Source organism: Mesorhizobium sp. P2_E10 (assembly GCF_056404235.1).
Map to the genome: position 1 here is coordinate 54,960 of NZ_JBFUEK010000006.1, position 16,154 is coordinate 71,113.

Consider the following 16,154-nt stretch of genomic DNA (forward strand, 5'->3'; position numbering starts at 1 on the left):
GGGGAGATGGGTTTTCCATCTCCCCTTTTTCTTGTGCCTGGAGGACTGACATGGTTGCCGAAGCGGAAGACACGGAAGACGAAAGTTATGCGATAGACTGCCCGGTGCTGGCCACCGAGCGGCTGGTGATGCGTGCCCCGCGTGAAAGCGATATCGGCCAACTGGCCGCACTCGCCGACAACCGTCATGTCGCCGAAATGCTGGCCCGCATGCCGCACCCCTATGGCGAGGCCGAGGCGCGCGCCTTCCTTGCGATGACGGCGTCGCGCCGGGCGGGGATCGCCTTTGCCCTGACGCTGGCGGGAACCGACACCTTCGTCGGCTGCGCCGGCCTCAACACCACCGATCGCGGGCTGGAACTCGGCTACTGGATCGGCGAACCCTTCTGGAAGCGCGGCTATGCGACCGAGGCCGCGCACGCGATGGTCGACCTCGCCTTCCAGAGGACGACGATCCAGGTCCTGCATGCCTCGACGCGGGTCATCAATCCGGCCTCGCGCCGCGTCATCCACAAATGCGGCTTCCAGTATGCCGGCCAGGGCATGCTGAACTCGATCGTCGCCGGCCAGGTTCCGGTCGAGCGCTACAGGCTCGATCGCAAGACCTGGACCAGCCTCAGGAATTGGGTCCACTTTTGAGGTGTGCTGATATTCAGGTGATGCCGGCCTGCGAATGGCGGTTTCCTGCGCTTCCGGTGCTCACGTACTTTAAGTACGCTCCGCTCCGGTTCTCGGAACCCGTCATTCTCGGCGCGGCCTGACCTGAATCTCAACACACCTCGGCGCGGAACCAAGGGCCTGGAACTCTGGTTAGGCGGTCTCGAGCCAGACCGGCAGATGGTCGGAACCGACCGCTTGGCGGTCGACCCACAGGCGCTTCAGCGATTTGGCGAGCGAGGCCGAGGTAAAGACATAGTCGATGCGCTTGTGGCGGCTGACATCGTCGGGCCGCTTCGGATCGACCCAGGTGACGAGATCGGGCGTATCGAGACGCTGGGCGGCGTCGACGGCGAGATCGGCGGTCAGCGGCATGCCGAACTCATGATCCGGGCGGCCGGCAAGTTCGACATATTCGGGCGATCCGGGCAGCATGTTGAAGTCGCCGAGCACGATGAAGGCCTCGGGATAGGGCAGGTCCGGCAGACCGATCTCGGGAATGCCCGACAGGCCGCCGCCCTCGAGCGCATAGTTCAACAGGCGCTGGCGCAGGAAACGGATCTGGCTGGTGCGTTCGACCGGACTGCGATGGTCGAGATGAGTGGAGTAGAAACGGATGAAACCGAGCGGCGTCTCGATCAGCGCCTCCAGCGCGCCGCGCTGGAAGTTCATCGCCTCGAAACTGCGGCTGCGCGGCAAAAGCAGGTTGCGCGACAGATGAATGGGAGTTTTCGACAGCACCATGTTGCCGAGTTGGAAGGTGGTCGTCAGCGCCCGGCCGTTCTCGATGCGCGAGCCGACATTGACCTCGAAATTGCTGCCATAGGCGGCGAAATATTCAGGCAGCGCCTCGCCGATCTCGGCCACCATGTCACGGTTGCCGTTCCTGGGGTTGTTGCGGGTGACCTCCTGCAGCGCAATCACGTCGGCGCCGCGCACGGCGTCGGTGATGCGGCCGACGTCGTATTGCCCATCGAGACCGATGCCATATTGGATGTTGTAGGTTACAACCCGCATTCCACACCTCCCCGGCCCGGGCAAATTGCAACAGCGCCGCAAAAAATCGCGCGGCGCCGTCGTCGCAAAACGGCCTCGCCCTTCGCCCCACCTTGGTTTAGAGCAGTGCCGAGGGTTAGAGCAATGCCGCAAGGCCAATAGAGAAACTACGAAATCCGATGAAATTTCTCGATCAAGCCAAAGTCTACATCCGCTCCGGCGACGGCGGCGCCGGTTCGGTGTCGTTCCGGCGCGAAAAATTCATCGAGTTCGGCGGGCCGGATGGCGGCGATGGCGGCCGTGGCGGTGATGTCTGGCTGGAGGCCGTCAACGGCTTGAACACGCTGATCGACTATCGCTACCAGCAGCATTTCAAGGCCAAGACCGGCATTCACGGCATGGGCCGCAACATGACCGGCGCCAAGGGCGCCGACGTGACCCTGAAAGTGCCGGCGGGAACCCAGGTGTTTGCCGAGGACAATGAGACGCTGATCTGCGACCTGACCGTGGTCGGCCAGCGTTATCTGCTTGCCAAGGGCGGCAATGGCGGTTTCGGCAACCAGCATTTCAAGACCTCGACCAACCAGGCGCCGCGCCGCGCCAATCCCGGCCTGCCGGGCGAAGAGCTCAACATCTGGCTCAGGCTCAAGCTGATCGCCGATGCTGGCCTGGTCGGCCTGCCCAATGCCGGCAAGTCGACCTTCCTGGCGGCGGTCACCGCGGCCAAGCCGAAGATCGCCGACTATCCCTTCACCACGCTGCACCCCGGCCTCGGTGTCGCCCGCATCGATGCGCGCGAATTCGTCATCGCCGACATTCCCGGCCTGATCGAAGGCGCGCATGAGGGCGTCGGCATCGGCGACCGCTTTCTCGGCCATGTCGAGCGCACGCGTGTGCTGCTGCACCTGGTCTCAGCGCAGGAGGAGAACCCTGGCAAGGCCTACAAGACCGTGCGCGCCGAACTCGATGCCTATGGCAACGGGCTGGTCGAAAAGGTCGAGATCGTCGCGCTCTCGCAGGTCGATATTCTCGACGCTGCCGAACGCAAGAAGAAGGTCGCGGCGCTGAAACGTGCCGCCGGCCGCGCGCCGATGCTGCTGTCAGCCGTGACCGGCGAAGGCGTCGAGGCGGTGCTGCGCGCGCTGATGGCGGTGGTCGGCGAAGCCCGCGCCGCCACTGCGGCTCCGGTCGAGACGCGCTGGGATCGCTAGCATGGCCGCGCAGTCGCTGAAAAAATACCGGCGCATCACCGTCAAGATCGGTTCAGCGCTGCTCGTCGACCGCACGAGCGGCCTGAAGCGCGACTGGCTGGCTTCGCTGGCCGACGATATCGCCGTTCTGGCTGAAGGCGGCGCCGAAATCCTCGTCGTGTCCTCCGGCGCCATCGCTCTTGGCCGCACCATTCTCGGCCTCGGCAAGCGGGCGCTGAAGCTGGAGGAGAGCCAGGCGGCTGCTGCCGTCGGGCAGATCGCATTGGCCGGCGCCTGGTCGGATGCGCTCGGCAGAGGCGGCCTGAAATCAGGACAGATCCTTTTGACGCTGGGCGACACCGAAGAGCGCCGCCGCTACCTCAATGCGCGGGCGACGATCTCGACGCTGCTCAAAATGAAGGCGGTGCCGGTCATCAACGAGAACGATACGGTGGCGACCTCCGAAATCCGCTATGGCGACAATGACCGGCTGGCCGCGCGGGTGGCGACGATGATGGGCGCCGACCTTTTGGTGCTGCTATCCGATATTGACGGGCTCTACACCGCACCGCCGGCCAGCGACCCGGATGCCAAGTTCATTCCAGTGGTCGACCGCATCACGCCGGATATCGAGGCGATGGCGGGGGCGGCGGCGTCCGAACTGTCGCGCGGCGGCATGCGCACAAAACTCGACGCCGGCAAGATCGCCACCGCCGCCGGCACCGCCATGATCATCACCGCCGGGACGCGACTGTCGCCGCTGATGGCGATCGAGCGCGGCGAGCGCGCCACCTTCTTCCGGCCGAGCGCCAATCCGGTCAAGGGTTACAAGACCTGGATCGCCGGCCAGCTCGAACCGGCGGGACGGCTGACAGTCGATGCCGGCGCCATCGGCGCGCTTTTGTCGGGCAAGTCGCTGCTGCCGGCCGGCGTCAAACTGGTCAGCGGCAATTTCTCGCGCGGCGATACGGTGGCGATCCTGTCGCCGGAAGGCCGTGAGATCGCGCGCGGGCTTGTTGCCTACGATGCCGCCGATGCCGTAAGGATCGCTGGCCTGAAGACTGCCGAAATTGAAACGGTTCTTGGTTACGAAGCGCGTTCGGCGATGATCCACCGCGATGACCTTGTGGTGAGCCATTCCAGTGACCAAGTACGGGCCGGTGACCAAGTATTGGCCGGTGACCAGAGCGGAGGATGAGCCATGCTGAAGCTGCATGAAAAATCCCGGGATGATACTGCCGCACTGATGGCCGATATCGGCCGCCGTGCCCGCGCTGCTGCCCGACCGCTGGCCATCGCTACCACAGGTGCCAAGAACGCCGCGCTCCTCGCCATGGCCGACGCGATCATTTGCCGTGAGCAGGAGATTCTCGACGCCAACGCCATCGATGTCTCGAATGGCCACGAGTCGGGCTTGTCCTCCTCCTTCATGGACCGGCTGAAGCTCGATCCGGCGCGCATCCGCGCCATGGCGGTCGGCATCCGTGAAATCGCTGAACTCAAGGATCCGGTCGGCGACGTCATCGCCGCCTGGGACCGGCCGAACGGTCTGCATATCGAACGCGTGCGCACGCCGCTTGGCGTCGTCGGCGTCATCTATGAGAGCCGGCCGAATGTGACGGCGGATGCCGGTGCGCTCTGCCTCAAGGCGGGCAATCCGGTGATCCTGCGCGGCGGCTCGGACTCGCTCAATTCATCCGCCGCCATCCATGCCTGCCTGGTCGAGGGGCTGAAAGCCGCCGGGCTGCCGGAAGACGCCATCCAGCTGGTGCCGACCACCGATCGCGCCGCCGTCGGCGAGATGCTGAAAGGTCTTGACGGCGCACTCGACGTCATCATTCCGCGCGGCGGCAAAAGCCTGGTCGGGCGCGTGCAGACCGAGGCCCGGGTGCCGGTCTTTGCCCATCTAGAAGGCATCTGCCACCTCTACATCGACCGCTCGGCCAAGCTCGACATGGCGGTCAACATCGCCGTCAACGCCAAGATGCGGCGCACCGGCGTGTGCGGTGCTGCCGAGACTTTGCTGGTCGACCGGGCCGTTGCCTCGACGCATCTGGTGCCGATCCTCGACGCGCTGCGTGCGGCCGGCTGTGAGATCCATGCCGATCTCGAAGTGATGAAGCTGTTCTTCGACGCCAAGCCGGCGATCGATGCCGACTGGGTGACCGAATATCTCGATGCCATCATCGCGGTAAGACTGGTCGACGGCGTTGCCGGGGCGATCGAGCACATCGAGACGTTCTCCTCGCATCACACCGAGGCGATCGTCGCCGAGGATGCGAAGGCGGTGGAGCGCTTCTTCAACGAAATCGATTCGGCAATCCTCCTGCACAACGCCTCGACGCAGTTCGCCGATGGCGGCGAGTTCGGCATGGGCGCCGAGATCGGCATTGCCACCGGCAAGATGCATGCGCGTGGGCCGGTCGGCGTCGAGCAGCTGACCTCTTTCAAATACCGCGTGCGCGGGTCCGGCCAGATACGGCCTTGAGCGATCTTTCGAAGTCCTGGCCGGGCGTCGGGTATCGGCATCTGAAGATGCCGCATGCCGAAAAGGGCCTGGCTGTCGGGCTGTTCGGCGGCTCGTTCAATCCGCCGCATGCCGGCCATGCGCTGGTTGCCGAGATTGCCTTGAGGCGTCTGGCGCTTGACCAGCTGTGGTGGATGGTGACGCCCGGCAATCCGCTGAAGAGCGCGCGCGAGCTGGCGCCGCTCAGCGACCGGCTGCTGCAGTCGGAGCAGATTGCCAAGAACCCGAAGATCAAGGTCACCGCCTTCGAGGCCGCCCACCATATCCGCTTCACCGCCGACACGCTGGCGCTGGTCAAGGCGCGCAACCCCGGCGTCGATTTCGTCTGGATCATGGGTGCCGATAGTTTGCGCGATTTCCACCGCTGGCAGCGCTGGCGGCAGATCGTCATGACCTTTCCAATCGCGGTGATCGACCGTCCGGGGGCAACGCTGTCGTTCCTGTCGTCGGTCGTCGCCAAGACCTTCGACTACGCCCGCGTCGACGAATGTGACGCGCCGCGGCTCGCCCGCATGAAGGCGCCGGCCTGGACCTTTATCCATGGCCCGCGTTCATCGCTGTCGTCGAGCGCGATCCGCAATATGGCAAAGCTGTGATCGGTTCGGGGCCATGATCGATCAGGACCTGCCTGCGGTTCATGCCGTCTGGATCGGCGGGCCGCTCGGGTCGATGCATGTCGCCTGCCTGAAATCCTTCGTCAGGATTGGCCACCGGACGGTGCTGCATGTTTATGACGACCCGACGGATGCACCGGCGGGCGTCGAACTCGCGGATGCGTCAAAGATTCTGCCGCGGGAGCGCGTTGTCGTCCACCGCAACGGCAGCTACTCGCTGTTCGCCGACATTTTTCGCTACAAGCTGCTTGCCAGCGGGGCCGAGATCTATGTCGACTGCGACATGTATTGCGTGCGGCCTTTGCCGCGCCGTCCCTACATGTTCGGCTGGGAGAGCCAGACCCGCATCAACAATGCGGTGCTGAGCCTGCCTGTCGGTTCGCCGATCTTGGGCGATCTCGCCGAGATGGTGGATCATCCCGAGCGGCTTCCGGAATGGTTTTCATGGACCAAGCGCTTGCGCTTCGGCGCCCGGCGGGCGTTCGGACTGATGAAGGGGTTCGAGAATCTGCCGCATGCCTCGCTTGGACCGCCTTTGCTGACCCATCTGGTGCGCAAGCACGGCCTCTTGGCCGAAGCCTCGCCGCTGGATGTTTTCTACACCAACATCGAGGGACAGGGCACCCTGCTCGATCCGCAACGGTCTCTCGTAGACCTGATCAGGCCCGACACTTTGGCCATCCACCTCTGGCATGGGTCGCTGCGCAAACTCTCGCTCGCCGATGTGCCGCCGACCTCGCCGCTGGGCGAAATTCTGGCCATGTGAGGATCCGCGCTGCTGGCCGTCCGGCGATGTCGCTTTTGCGGCGGCTTTTCGCCGTGCGGTGGGCGATGGTGCATGAATGCTGGAGAAGGACCGCGCCACAATCGATCCGGAGCAAGGCAAGCCGTCGGCGCCGCTGATCGCCATTGCCAGCGTCGTCGTGTCGATGGCGCTGATCGCCGTCGGCAACGGGCTGATGTTCGCCTATATTCCGGTGCGGCTCGGCGCCGAGGGTTTCGATCCGACCTGGGCCGGGTTGATCATCACCGGGCTTTCGGCGGGAGGTCTCGCCGGCTGCATCCTGACCGGACCGCTGGTCAGAAGGGTCGGCCACGCCCGCGCCTTCATGGTGCTGTCGGCGCTGATCGCGCTCTCCAACGCCGCTGTCGGCGCCGGGACGCATCCGACCGTCTGGATTGCAGCGCGGGCTCTTTATGGCTTCTCGATCTGCGGCCTTTTCATTGTGGCGCAGAGCTGGCTGAACGACGCCGTCGCCAACGCCATACGCGGCAGGGTGATGGCGTTCTTCTACGTCGCCTATGTCGCCGGGCTTGGTGTTGGCTATGGGACGCTGGCGCTGGTCGACATCAATACGGCGGAGGCACCGCTGGTCGGCATCGCCTTCACGGCGCTGTCGATCCTTCCCGTCGGCATGACGCGGCTCGCACAGCCGCCAGCGCCGCGGGCGGCATCGGTAGCGCTGCTTCGGGCCTGGCGGATCTCGCCGGTCGGTGTTGCCGGCATGCTGGCCGTCGGCGGCCTGTCGATGGCGATTGCCGGCTTCGCGCCGATCCATGCCACGGCCAAGGGCTACAGCCAGGCCGATGTGGCGCTGCTGCTTTCGGCCATGCCGGTCGGCACGCTGATCCTACAGATTCCGCTCGGCTGGATTTCCGATCGCACCGACCGCCGCTATGTGCTAATCGCCGCCTCGGCACTTGCCGCCGGTGCGGGAGCGTTCGCCCTCGGTTTCGATGGCGGCGCGCTGGCGGCCCTGATCGTCATCTATATCGTCTGGGACGGCGCCTCGGAATCGATCTACTCGCTGGCCAGCGCGCATGCCGCGGACCGCGCCGGCAAGGACGACATGGTGGCGCTGTCCAGTTCGCTTTTGTTTGCCTGGTCGCTGTCGGGGTTTGTCGTGCCCGGTATCGTGACAGCGCTTTCGGCCGTCTACGGCACGCAGGCCTTCATCTACGTGGCGATCGTCATTGCCACCGGCTTTTGCCTGTTCGTGCTGTGGCGGGTGGCCACCACGCGGGCGGTTCCCGCCACTGAGACCGGCAGCTTCGCGCCGATGACGGCGCAGGCGCCGCTGCCGGTGGAACTCGCCTTCGCGGGCGAAGAGCCGCGCCGCACGGATAACTAGTCCTATTGCCTTGTGGTCGAGGGTTCTTGATACGGCGCTTCCGGCGGGGGCGCGGGCACCGAAATCCCTTCGGCATCGAAGGATTGCTTGGCGCGTTTGGTGAGATCGATCTGGGTGGCGAAGAAATCGGCTGACGAGGTCCAGTAGCGCAAGGTGATGGCGACGGTGCTGTCACCGACGGTGGCGACAAAGGCTATTGGCGCCGGCTCGCGCCTGGCGCGCCGTTCGGCAGCGGCGGTGGCCAGCATCGTCTTTTGGGCAAGATCGATGTCGTTCCAGGAGCCGATGGTCAGCGTTATGTCGCCGCGGCGAACGCCATTGCGCGTATAATTGCGAACCGGCTGGTTCCAGAGCGTCGAATTGGGCGCAAGCATGTAGACGCCGTCGACGGTCCGCAGCCGGGTGGCGAACAGCCCTATTTCCTCGATGATGCCGGAAATGGCGCCGACTTCGACATATTCGCCGATGCGGAAGGGCCGCAACGCCAGCAGCATGATGCCGGCGGCGATGTTCTGCAACGTGCCTTGCAGGGCCAGACCGATGGCGAGGCCGATGGCGCCGATGGCGGCAATGATCGACGCTGTCTGCACGCCGAACTGGCCAAGCACCATGATGACGACGAGGATCAGGATGGCGTAGCGGACGATCTTCGAGAAGAAGTGGCGCAAGGTTGCGTCGAAGCCATGGATGTGGCCGAGGCCGGCGAAGATCGATCGTTCGGCGAGCCCGGCGATGACGTAGCCGACGACCAGCAGGATTATGGCTCCGACGGCCGAGAAGGAATAGGAAACGATCAGCGTGCTGAGTTGCGCAAGGCCTGCTTGCACCGTGAGAAGGGTGTTCTGGGGGTCGATTGGCATGATTGGGAATCCGTGTTGGTCGGCAAGTCGATAACCCTCGCAAGGCGTCCGGGTTCCCATTTTTGTCGGGGGCGCGGAACCGCAATACGGGCCCTGCGTTTGCGATGGCGGAGCCTGCCGTCTTGAAACTGCAACGGAACTCTGCCTATCTAAGTGGTGTCACCTGCTTTGAAGGGTGATTTGGTTGTTCTTGCTGCGAAAGGAAATACACTGAGAACAGCACTGCGGAAGAAGGCCGACATCGTGCCTTCGCCGGCCGGGATCAGCGTAAACGACGCCGTGTCCCGCGCCATCAAGACAGTCCTTGCCAGTCTGGAAGACTCCAAGGCCGAAAACATCGTCTCAATCGACATTCAGGGGAAATCGAGCCTCGGCGACTACATGGTCGTTGCGTCGGGCCGATCGCACCGTCATGTCTCGGCTGTCGCCGACCATCTGCTCAAGGCGCTCAAGGATGCCGGTCTCGGCATGGCGCGCGTCGAGGGACTGGCCGGTGCCGACTGGGTCCTGATCGATTCGGGCGACATCATCGTCCATGTCTTCCGCCCCGAAGTCCGCGACTTCTACAATCTTGAAAAGATGTGGCAGGCGCCGGATCTCGAGGAAGAGACCCTCCACTGAGCAGCTTTTGTATTAGCTGCTTTTCGAGGCGAGGATGAAGATTACCGTTCATGCCGTGGGCCGAATGAAAGCCGGCCCCGAGAAGCAACTCGCCGACCGTTATTTCGAACGCTTCGCCAAGAGCGGCCCGGCGGTGGGGTTCGAATTCTCAGGTGTTGTCGAGATTGCCGAAGGCCGCGCCCAGACCGCCAATGAGCGTCGCCGCGAGGAAGGCCAGAAGCTGCAGACGCTCTTGCAGCAAGGCAGTGCGCTGATCCTGCTCGACGAGCGTGGCAAAAACCTGTCATCCGAGGATTTCGCCGGGCGCATCGGCCTGTTGCGCGATGGCGGCCGCAAGGGGCTGGTCATGGCCATTGGCGGCGCCGACGGCCACGATCAATCGCTGCGCGATCAGGCGGAATTGATGGTGTCGTTCGGCGCGCTGACCTGGCCGCATCAATTGGTGCGTGTGATGTTGGGAGAACAGCTGTACAGGGCCGCCACCATTCTTTCGGGGCATCCCTATCACCGCTCGTAATCCTGCGAATTGGCCGACCCGCCCGGATTTCCGCCCCAATGCGCAGCCAGATTGCGCTGAGCTGGTGGACCTTTCGAACATGGTTGATTGTTCGTTAACGAAGCCGCGCATAGAGTCGGGCTTCAATGTCTGAAGACTGGAAATCAAGAACGAGCTCCTGGCGCGCGCGCTGCGGCATCGCTGCGGCGGCGGTTGCGCTTTCGCTGGGCGCCGTGCGGGCGCAGAACACGCTGGACATGGCGCCCGATCCCGATCAGAGCCGGGCCGAGTACGAGCAGGTCTCGAAAGAGATCACGCTGTCGTCTGAGCGGTTGGGCAAGCTTGCCGCCGACATCGCGGCGGTCAAGAAGGACCATGCCTCGATCACCGCGGCGCTGATCCAGTCGGCGATGACCGAGCAGAAGCTCGGCCAGGACATCGAGGACATCGGCGCCAAGCTGGAGGGGCTGAAGGGGCAGGAGCAGAAGCTCCGCACTTCGCTCATGGCGCGGCGCGACGTCCTGGCTGAGGTGCTGGGCGCGCTGCAGCGCATGGGGCTCAATCCGCCGCCGGCGATCCTGGTCAAGCCCGAGGACGCGCTGTCTTCGGTGCGCAGCGCCATCCTGCTCGGCGCGGTGGTGCCGGAACTGCGCCAGCAGACCGACAGCTTGCTGGCCGACCTCAAGGAACAATCGCGGGTGACCGCCTCGATCGAAGCCGAGCGGGCACGGTTGACCGCGGCGGTCAGCGAGCAGGCGGCTGAAAAGAAGCGGCTCAGCATGCTGCTTGAGGCCAAGCAGAAGCTCGAAGCGGACACCTGGACGGCGATGGTGGCCGAAAAGCAGCGATCCCAGGCACTTGCGGCCAAGGCCGGCAGCCTGAAGGAGCTGATCGCCTCGCTCGAGGCCGACAAGAGCCGCAAGGCGGCGGATGCGGTTAAGGCCGGCGAGCAGAAGGCGGCTGACGCCGACAAGGCGGACGCAGGCACAACCGCGTCAACGGAACTGGCGTCGCTGCCGGTGCCGGAAGGCAATCAGCTGACCGCCACGGCGCCGTTTTCGGCGCTCCAGGGGCAGGTCGCGCTGCCGGTCACCGGCAAGATCAAGCGGCGCTTCGGGGCCGACGACGGTAACGGCGCAGTGATGCTTGGCGACATGGTTGCGACACAATCGGGAGCCATCGTCACCGCACCGGCGGACGGAAATGTGCTTTATGCGGGGCCCTTTCGCTCCTATGGTCAACTCTTGATCCTGAACGCAGGTGACGGCTATCATGTCGTTCTGGCGGGGATGAGCAGAATCAGCGTCGCGTCTGGCCAGTCGGTGCTCGCAGGAGAGCCGGTCGGCGCGATGGGAGAGGCCCGGGTGGCAAGCACCTCGGCCTCGAAGAATGGAAATGCCACGCCGGAACTCTATGTCGAGTTCCGCAAGGATGGAAAACCCGTCGATCCGACCCCATGGTGGGCGGACCGTTTTTCTGGAAGGACGTGAAATTATGCGGAAACTGTCGCTTCTGTTTGCCGGTGCGCTGATGGGCGCATCAGCGATGAGCCTGGTCTACGGCGCGCCTGGCTCGACGGCGAACGCTGCGGGCTCCGAAACCTACAAGCAACTGGCGATCTTCGGCGACATCTTCGAGCGTGTTCGGGCGCAGTATGTGACGCCGCCGGATGACAAGTCGCTGGTCGAAAACGCAATCAACGGCATGCTCGCCTCGCTTGATCCGCACTCGTCCTACATGAACGCCGAGCAGGCGCAGGACATGCGCGTGCAGACCAAGGGTGAGTTCGGCGGCCTCGGCATCGAGGTCACCATGGAGAACGACCTGGTCAAGGTGATCACGCCGATCGACGACACACCGGCCGCCAAGGCTGGCGTGCTGGCCGGCGATTATATCGCCAAGATCGATGGCGAAGAGGTTCGCGGCCTGACGCTGAACGACGCGGTCGAGAAGATGCGCGGCCTGGTCAACACGCCGATCAAGCTGACGATCCTGCGCCAGGGCGCCGACAAGCCGATCGAGCTGACGGTCGTGCGTGACATCATCAAGGTCAAGGCGGTCAAGTTCCGGGTCGAAAACGACGTCGGCTACATGAAGATCACCTCGTTCACCGAAAAGACCTATGACGACCTCGAGAACGCCATCGACACCATCAAGAAGCAGGTGCCGAACGACAAGCTCAAGGGCTATGTGCTCGATCTCAGGCTCAACCCGGGCGGCCTGCTCGACCAGGCTGTGAGCGTGTCCGACGCCTTCCTCGACCGTGGCGAGATCGTCTCGACCCGCGGCCGCGATCCCAAGGACGTCACCCGCTTCGACGCAAGGCCGGGCGACGACATCGGCGCCAAGCCGCTGATCGTGCTCGTCAATGGCGGCTCGGCCAGTGCCTCGGAAATCGTTGCCGGCGCGCTGCAGGACCTGCGCCGCGCCACCGTGGTCGGCACGCAGTCCTTCGGCAAGGGTTCGGTGCAGACCATCATCCCGCTTGGCGAGAACGGTGCGCTGCGTCTGACGACGGCGCTCTACTACACGCCGTCCGGCAAGTCGATCCAGGGCAAGGGCATCACGCCCGACATCAAGGTCGACCAGCCGCTGCCGCCGGAATTGCAGGGCAGGGACCTGACCCGTGGCGAATCGGACCTCAAGGGCCACATCAAAGGCGCCGATGAGAGCGATACCGGTTCGGGCTCGGCTGCCTATGTGCCGCCGGATCCGAAAGACGATCTGCAGCTCATCTATGCCGAGCAGCTGTTGCGCGGCCAGAAGACCGATCCGGCATTCCCGCCGAATCCGGAGAAGGCTGTGCTCAACCAGTAAGGATCGACCCGGCCGGGCAAGCAGCTCTGGCCGGCTGATCGAAGCAATGCAATGCTGCCGGGACCGTGAGGTTCCGGCAGTTTGATTCGGGGATGCTGCTTGGCAGACATCGTAAAGGATATCGAACGCCCGCTCGGACAGACCGCCGCCCGGCCGCCGCGCGTGGCCCGCAGCATCAGCAGCGGTGCGGTTGCGGCCACGCTTGCCGTGCTGGCGGTGGTCGGCATCTCCGGCGCGATCGCACTGCGCGAAAAGCCGTTCCGCAAACCGGAAGCAGCCACCGTTTCGACGCCGAAAGTGACGGCCGCGGCAGAGCCTGCAGCAGCGCCGGTCGCTGCACCGGCGGCGCCGAAGGTGGACGCGCCGGCCAAGACGGGCGGGCCGCAGATCATCCATGTGCAAACGGAAGAGGGCGATGGTCCGCCCAAGGCGGCCATCGTCATCCACGACCCGTCGACGCTCGGCCAGAACCTGAAGATCGCGCATATTCCAGACAAGGCGCTGATCGAGCCCAGCGACACCGGACCGTTGCCGATCCGTGCCGCCGACGGAAGGCGGCCGTTCGATGTCTATGCGCGACCATGGTCCGGCGCGCGCGGTGCCCGCGTGGCGATCGTCATTGGCGGGCTGGCCGTGTCGCAGACCGGCACGCAGGCGGCGATTGCCAAGCTGCCGGCCGAGGTGACGCTGGCTTTCGCGCCGCAAGGCAACAGCATCGGCCGCTGGATGCAGGCGGCGCGGCAGGGCGGCCATGAGATCGTCCTGCAGGTGCCGTTGGAGCCGTTCGACTATCCCAACGTCAATCCCGGCCGCAACACGCTGACGGTTTCCGCGACGCCGGATGAGAATTTGAAGAGTTTGCGCTGGGCGCTGTCGCGCACGACCAACTATACCGGCGTCATGAACTATATGGGCGCGCGCTTTTCGGCCGACGCGACAGCGATGGGGCCGTTCATGGCCGAGCTCGGCAGACGCGGCCTGGCCTATGTCGACGACGGCTCGTCGGCACGCAGCCTGGCGCCCGACCTGGCGTTGAAGGACGGCGTGCCGTTCGTCGCCGGCGACACGGCGATCGACGCTGTACAGGATCGCGGCGCGATTCTCAAAGCGCTCGACGCGCTGGAAGCCACCGCGCGGGCCAAAGGCTCTGCCGTCGGCATCGGCTCGGCCTTCGACCTGACCGTCGACACGGTTTCGTCCTGGGTGATCGAGGCCAAGAAGCGCGGCATCGAGATCGTGCCGATCTCGGCGGTGGCCATTGACCCGGAAAAAGGCTGACAGCCGTTTTGATAATTCTACTCCGGCGGGCATCTGGCGGCGTTTTCTGCGCTTCCGGTGCTCACGTACTTTAAGTACGCTCCGCTCCGGTTCTCGAAACCGCTCGCCACCTGCCTCGCCGGAGCGAATTCTCAAAACGGCTGGAAATCTGACCCGATGTCGAAGAAGAAACGTGTCGACCCCGAAACGCTGCCCTATCGTCCCTGCGTCGGGCTGATGATCCTCAATGGTGACGGCCTGGTCTGGGTCGGCCATCGCATTGCCGAACCGGACAGCGAATTCGCCGGCACAACGCAGCTCTGGCAGATGCCGCAAGGCGGCATCGACAAGGGCGAGGAGCCGCTGCAGGCGGCGGAGCGCGAACTCTACGAAGAAACCGGCATGCGCTCGGTCTCGCTGCTGGCCGAAGCGCCGCACTGGATCAACTACGACCTGCCGCCCGACCTGGTCGGTATCGCCTTCAAGGGACGCTTTCGCGGCCAGACGCAAAAATGGTTTGCCTTCCGCTTTCACGGCGAGGCAAGCGAAATCCAGATCAATCCGCCGCCGGGCGGGCATACGGCCGAGTTCGACAAATGGGCCTGGCGGCCAATGCAGGACCTGCCCGGGCTGATCGTGCCGTTCAAGCGCAAGGTCTATGAGGACGTGGTGGCGGCGTTCCGGCATCTGGTGGCGTAGCTGCCGCCGGCAGCGAGTGCAGCGGCCATGGTTGCCGCGCCCGCGCGGCGGCCCTATTGATGGGTTGGCGCAACAAGGGGCTGGCATGAGCAACGCCGCCAAAGGGTCTTTCCCCGAACCTGTCGACACTGCCGGCGAGCCGGTCAGCGAAGCGGCGGCCGGCGCGATTCTGACCATCGACCTTGGCGCCATCAAGGAAAACTACCGGCGATTGAAGGCGCAACTGGGCGGCGTGCGGTGCGCCGGTGTCGTCAAGGCCGACGGCTATGGTCTGGGCGCGGCGCCAGTCGCACGGGCGCTGGCAGAAGAAGGCTGCACGATCTTCTTCGTCGCGCTTCTGGCCGAGGGTCTGGCGCTGCGCAAGGCTCTCGGACCCCAACCAGTGATCCATGTCCTCAACGGCCTCCCGCCCTGCTCGGAACCAGAGGGGGTTGCGGCGGACCTTGTTCCCGTCATCAACAGCGCTGGCCAGCTCAAAGCATGGGGTGAAGCCGGCCGACAGGCCGGCAGGAAACTGCCAGCCGCCATCCAGGTCGACAGCGGCATGTCGCGGCTCGGCATGGCACCTGCGGAAGTGGAAGCGATTGCTGCTGATCCGCATGCCTTCGACGGCATCGCCGTTACCCTTGTCATGAGCCATCTCGCTTGCGCCGACGAGCCGGAGCATCCGGCCAACGAGCGGCAATGGCTGGTCTTCGAACGCCTGCGAAAGGTGCTGCCCGAGGCTCCCGCCTCGCTCGCCAATTCCTCCGGCATCTTCCTGGGGTCGGCCTTTCATTTCGACCTCGCCCGCCCGGGGGCGGCGCTCTACGGCATCAATCCAACGCCGGGCGAACCGAACCCGATGCTGCCGGTGGTGCGGCTGCAGGCCAAGGTCGTGCAGACGCGGCGACTCGAAAAGGGAGCCGGCGTCGGCTACGGCCACACGTTTCATGCAACGGGTCCATTGAGCGCGGCGACAATTTCACTTGGCTATGCCGATGGCTGGCACCGTCGCGCGGCTTCCGCCGCCTGGTTCGAAGGCGTGCGCTTGCCGTTCCTCGGACGCGTGTCGATGGACTCGATCATCCTCGACATTTCCGCACTGCCGGCGGGCAAGCTTGCGGAAGGTGACCTCGTCGAACTCCTGGGTCCGTCGCAGAGCGTCGACGATGCCGCCGGTCATGCCGGCACCATCGGTTATGAAATCCTGACCAGCCTCGGCTCCCGCTTCCATCGCCGCTACGTGAACGGATAGCGGCAGAGCACGCAAGCACTTGGCGGACGCTGCAAAATCCGGCAGACAGAAA

At 64.6% G+C, this 16,154-nt stretch carries 16 protein-coding genes; 14 read left to right on the plus strand and 2 right to left on the minus strand.

The genetic code is table 11. The features are described from left to right. The first annotated feature begins 50 nt into the window (after positions 1 to 50). Positions 51 to 638 (plus strand): GNAT family N-acetyltransferase, encoded by a 588-nt coding sequence (locus tag AC1D0N_RS17425; RefSeq protein WP_477245991.1) that lies wholly within the window; start codon positions 51 to 53, stop codon positions 636 to 638. Positions 639 to 809: 171 nt separating this feature from the next. On the opposite strand, the gene AC1D0N_RS17430 is transcribed toward AC1D0N_RS17425, so the two are convergent. Continuing rightward, positions 810 to 1,673: an endonuclease/exonuclease/phosphatase family protein gene (locus tag AC1D0N_RS17430; protein WP_477245993.1), complete on the minus strand. Its 864-nt coding sequence runs from the start codon at positions 1,671 to 1,673 to the stop codon at positions 810 to 812. Between the two features lie 158 nt (positions 1,674 to 1,831). Between AC1D0N_RS17430 and obgE the strand changes: the two genes are divergently transcribed. The 6 genes from obgE to AC1D0N_RS17460 all read left to right on the plus strand — a co-directional run bounded on the left by obgE (position 1,832) and on the right by AC1D0N_RS17460 (position 8,115). After that, positions 1,832 to 2,863 carry a GTPase ObgE gene (gene obgE / locus AC1D0N_RS17435; protein WP_477245995.1) on the plus strand — a complete coding sequence of 344 codons (1,032 nt, stop codon included), beginning with the start codon at positions 1,832 to 1,834 and terminating at the stop codon, positions 2,861 to 2,863. Between the two features lies 1 nt (position 2,864). Continuing rightward, positions 2,865 to 4,040 carry a glutamate 5-kinase gene (gene proB, locus AC1D0N_RS17440; RefSeq protein WP_477245997.1) on the plus strand — a complete coding sequence of 392 codons (1,176 nt, stop codon included), beginning with the start codon at positions 2,865 to 2,867 and terminating at the stop codon, positions 4,038 to 4,040. 3 nt (positions 4,041 to 4,043) lie between these two features. Then, positions 4,044 to 5,330: a glutamate-5-semialdehyde dehydrogenase gene (locus tag AC1D0N_RS17445; RefSeq protein ID WP_477245999.1), complete on the plus strand. Its 1,287-nt coding sequence runs from the start codon at positions 4,044 to 4,046 to the stop codon at positions 5,328 to 5,330. 47 nt (positions 5,331 to 5,377) lie between these two features. Continuing rightward, complete coding sequence (locus AC1D0N_RS17450; RefSeq protein ID WP_477246608.1) at positions 5,378 to 5,965, plus strand: nicotinate-nucleotide adenylyltransferase; 588 nt, start codon at positions 5,378 to 5,380, stop codon at positions 5,963 to 5,965. 13 nt (positions 5,966 to 5,978) lie between these two features. Beyond that, positions 5,979 to 6,749, plus strand: coding sequence for a glycosyltransferase family 32 protein (locus AC1D0N_RS17455; protein ID WP_477246001.1), 771 nt, complete (start codon positions 5,979 to 5,981; stop codon positions 6,747 to 6,749). Positions 6,750 to 6,825: 76 nt separating this feature from the next. Next, positions 6,826 to 8,115 carry an MFS transporter gene (locus AC1D0N_RS17460; RefSeq protein WP_477246002.1) on the plus strand — a complete coding sequence of 430 codons (1,290 nt, stop codon included), beginning with the start codon at positions 6,826 to 6,828 and terminating at the stop codon, positions 8,113 to 8,115. Between the two features lie 2 nt (positions 8,116 to 8,117). Here the strand turns inward: AC1D0N_RS17460 and AC1D0N_RS17465 are convergent, their stop codons facing one another. Further along, positions 8,118 to 8,975, minus strand: a complete 858-nt coding sequence (locus tag AC1D0N_RS17465; protein WP_477246004.1) for a mechanosensitive ion channel family protein — start codon at positions 8,973 to 8,975, stop codon at positions 8,118 to 8,120. A 243-nt stretch (positions 8,976 to 9,218) separates the two neighbouring features. Between AC1D0N_RS17465 and rsfS the strand changes: the two genes are divergently transcribed. The 7 genes from rsfS (at position 9,219) to alr (ending at position 16,102) form a co-directional block, all read left to right on the plus strand. Beyond that, positions 9,219 to 9,596 (plus strand): ribosome silencing factor, encoded by a 378-nt coding sequence (rsfS, locus tag AC1D0N_RS17470; RefSeq protein WP_477246006.1) that lies wholly within the window; start codon positions 9,219 to 9,221, stop codon positions 9,594 to 9,596. A 34-nt stretch (positions 9,597 to 9,630) separates the two neighbouring features. After that, on the plus strand, positions 9,631 to 10,113 hold the full coding sequence (rlmH, locus tag AC1D0N_RS17475) for a 23S rRNA (pseudouridine(1915)-N(3))-methyltransferase RlmH (protein WP_477246008.1): 483 nt from the start codon (positions 9,631 to 9,633) through the stop codon (positions 10,111 to 10,113). A 125-nt stretch (positions 10,114 to 10,238) separates the two neighbouring features. Then, positions 10,239 to 11,582: a murein hydrolase activator EnvC family protein gene (locus AC1D0N_RS17480; RefSeq protein ID WP_477246010.1), complete on the plus strand. Its 1,344-nt coding sequence runs from the start codon at positions 10,239 to 10,241 to the stop codon at positions 11,580 to 11,582. 1 nt (position 11,583) lies between these two features. Continuing rightward, entirely contained in the window at positions 11,584 to 12,909 is a 1,326-nt protein-coding gene (locus tag AC1D0N_RS17485; RefSeq protein ID WP_477246610.1) for a S41 family peptidase, read from the plus strand. A gap of 99 nt (positions 12,910 to 13,008) precedes the next feature. Then, entirely contained in the window at positions 13,009 to 14,187 is a 1,179-nt protein-coding gene (locus AC1D0N_RS17490; protein ID WP_477246011.1) for a divergent polysaccharide deacetylase family protein, read from the plus strand. A gap of 156 nt (positions 14,188 to 14,343) precedes the next feature. Continuing rightward, on the plus strand, positions 14,344 to 14,865 hold the full coding sequence (locus AC1D0N_RS17495) for an RNA pyrophosphohydrolase (protein WP_477246013.1): 522 nt from the start codon (positions 14,344 to 14,346) through the stop codon (positions 14,863 to 14,865). 85 nt (positions 14,866 to 14,950) lie between these two features. Next, on the plus strand, positions 14,951 to 16,102 hold the full coding sequence (gene alr / locus AC1D0N_RS17500) for an alanine racemase (RefSeq protein WP_477246014.1): 1,152 nt from the start codon (positions 14,951 to 14,953) through the stop codon (positions 16,100 to 16,102). The last annotated feature ends 52 nt before the right edge of the window (positions 16,103 to 16,154 follow it).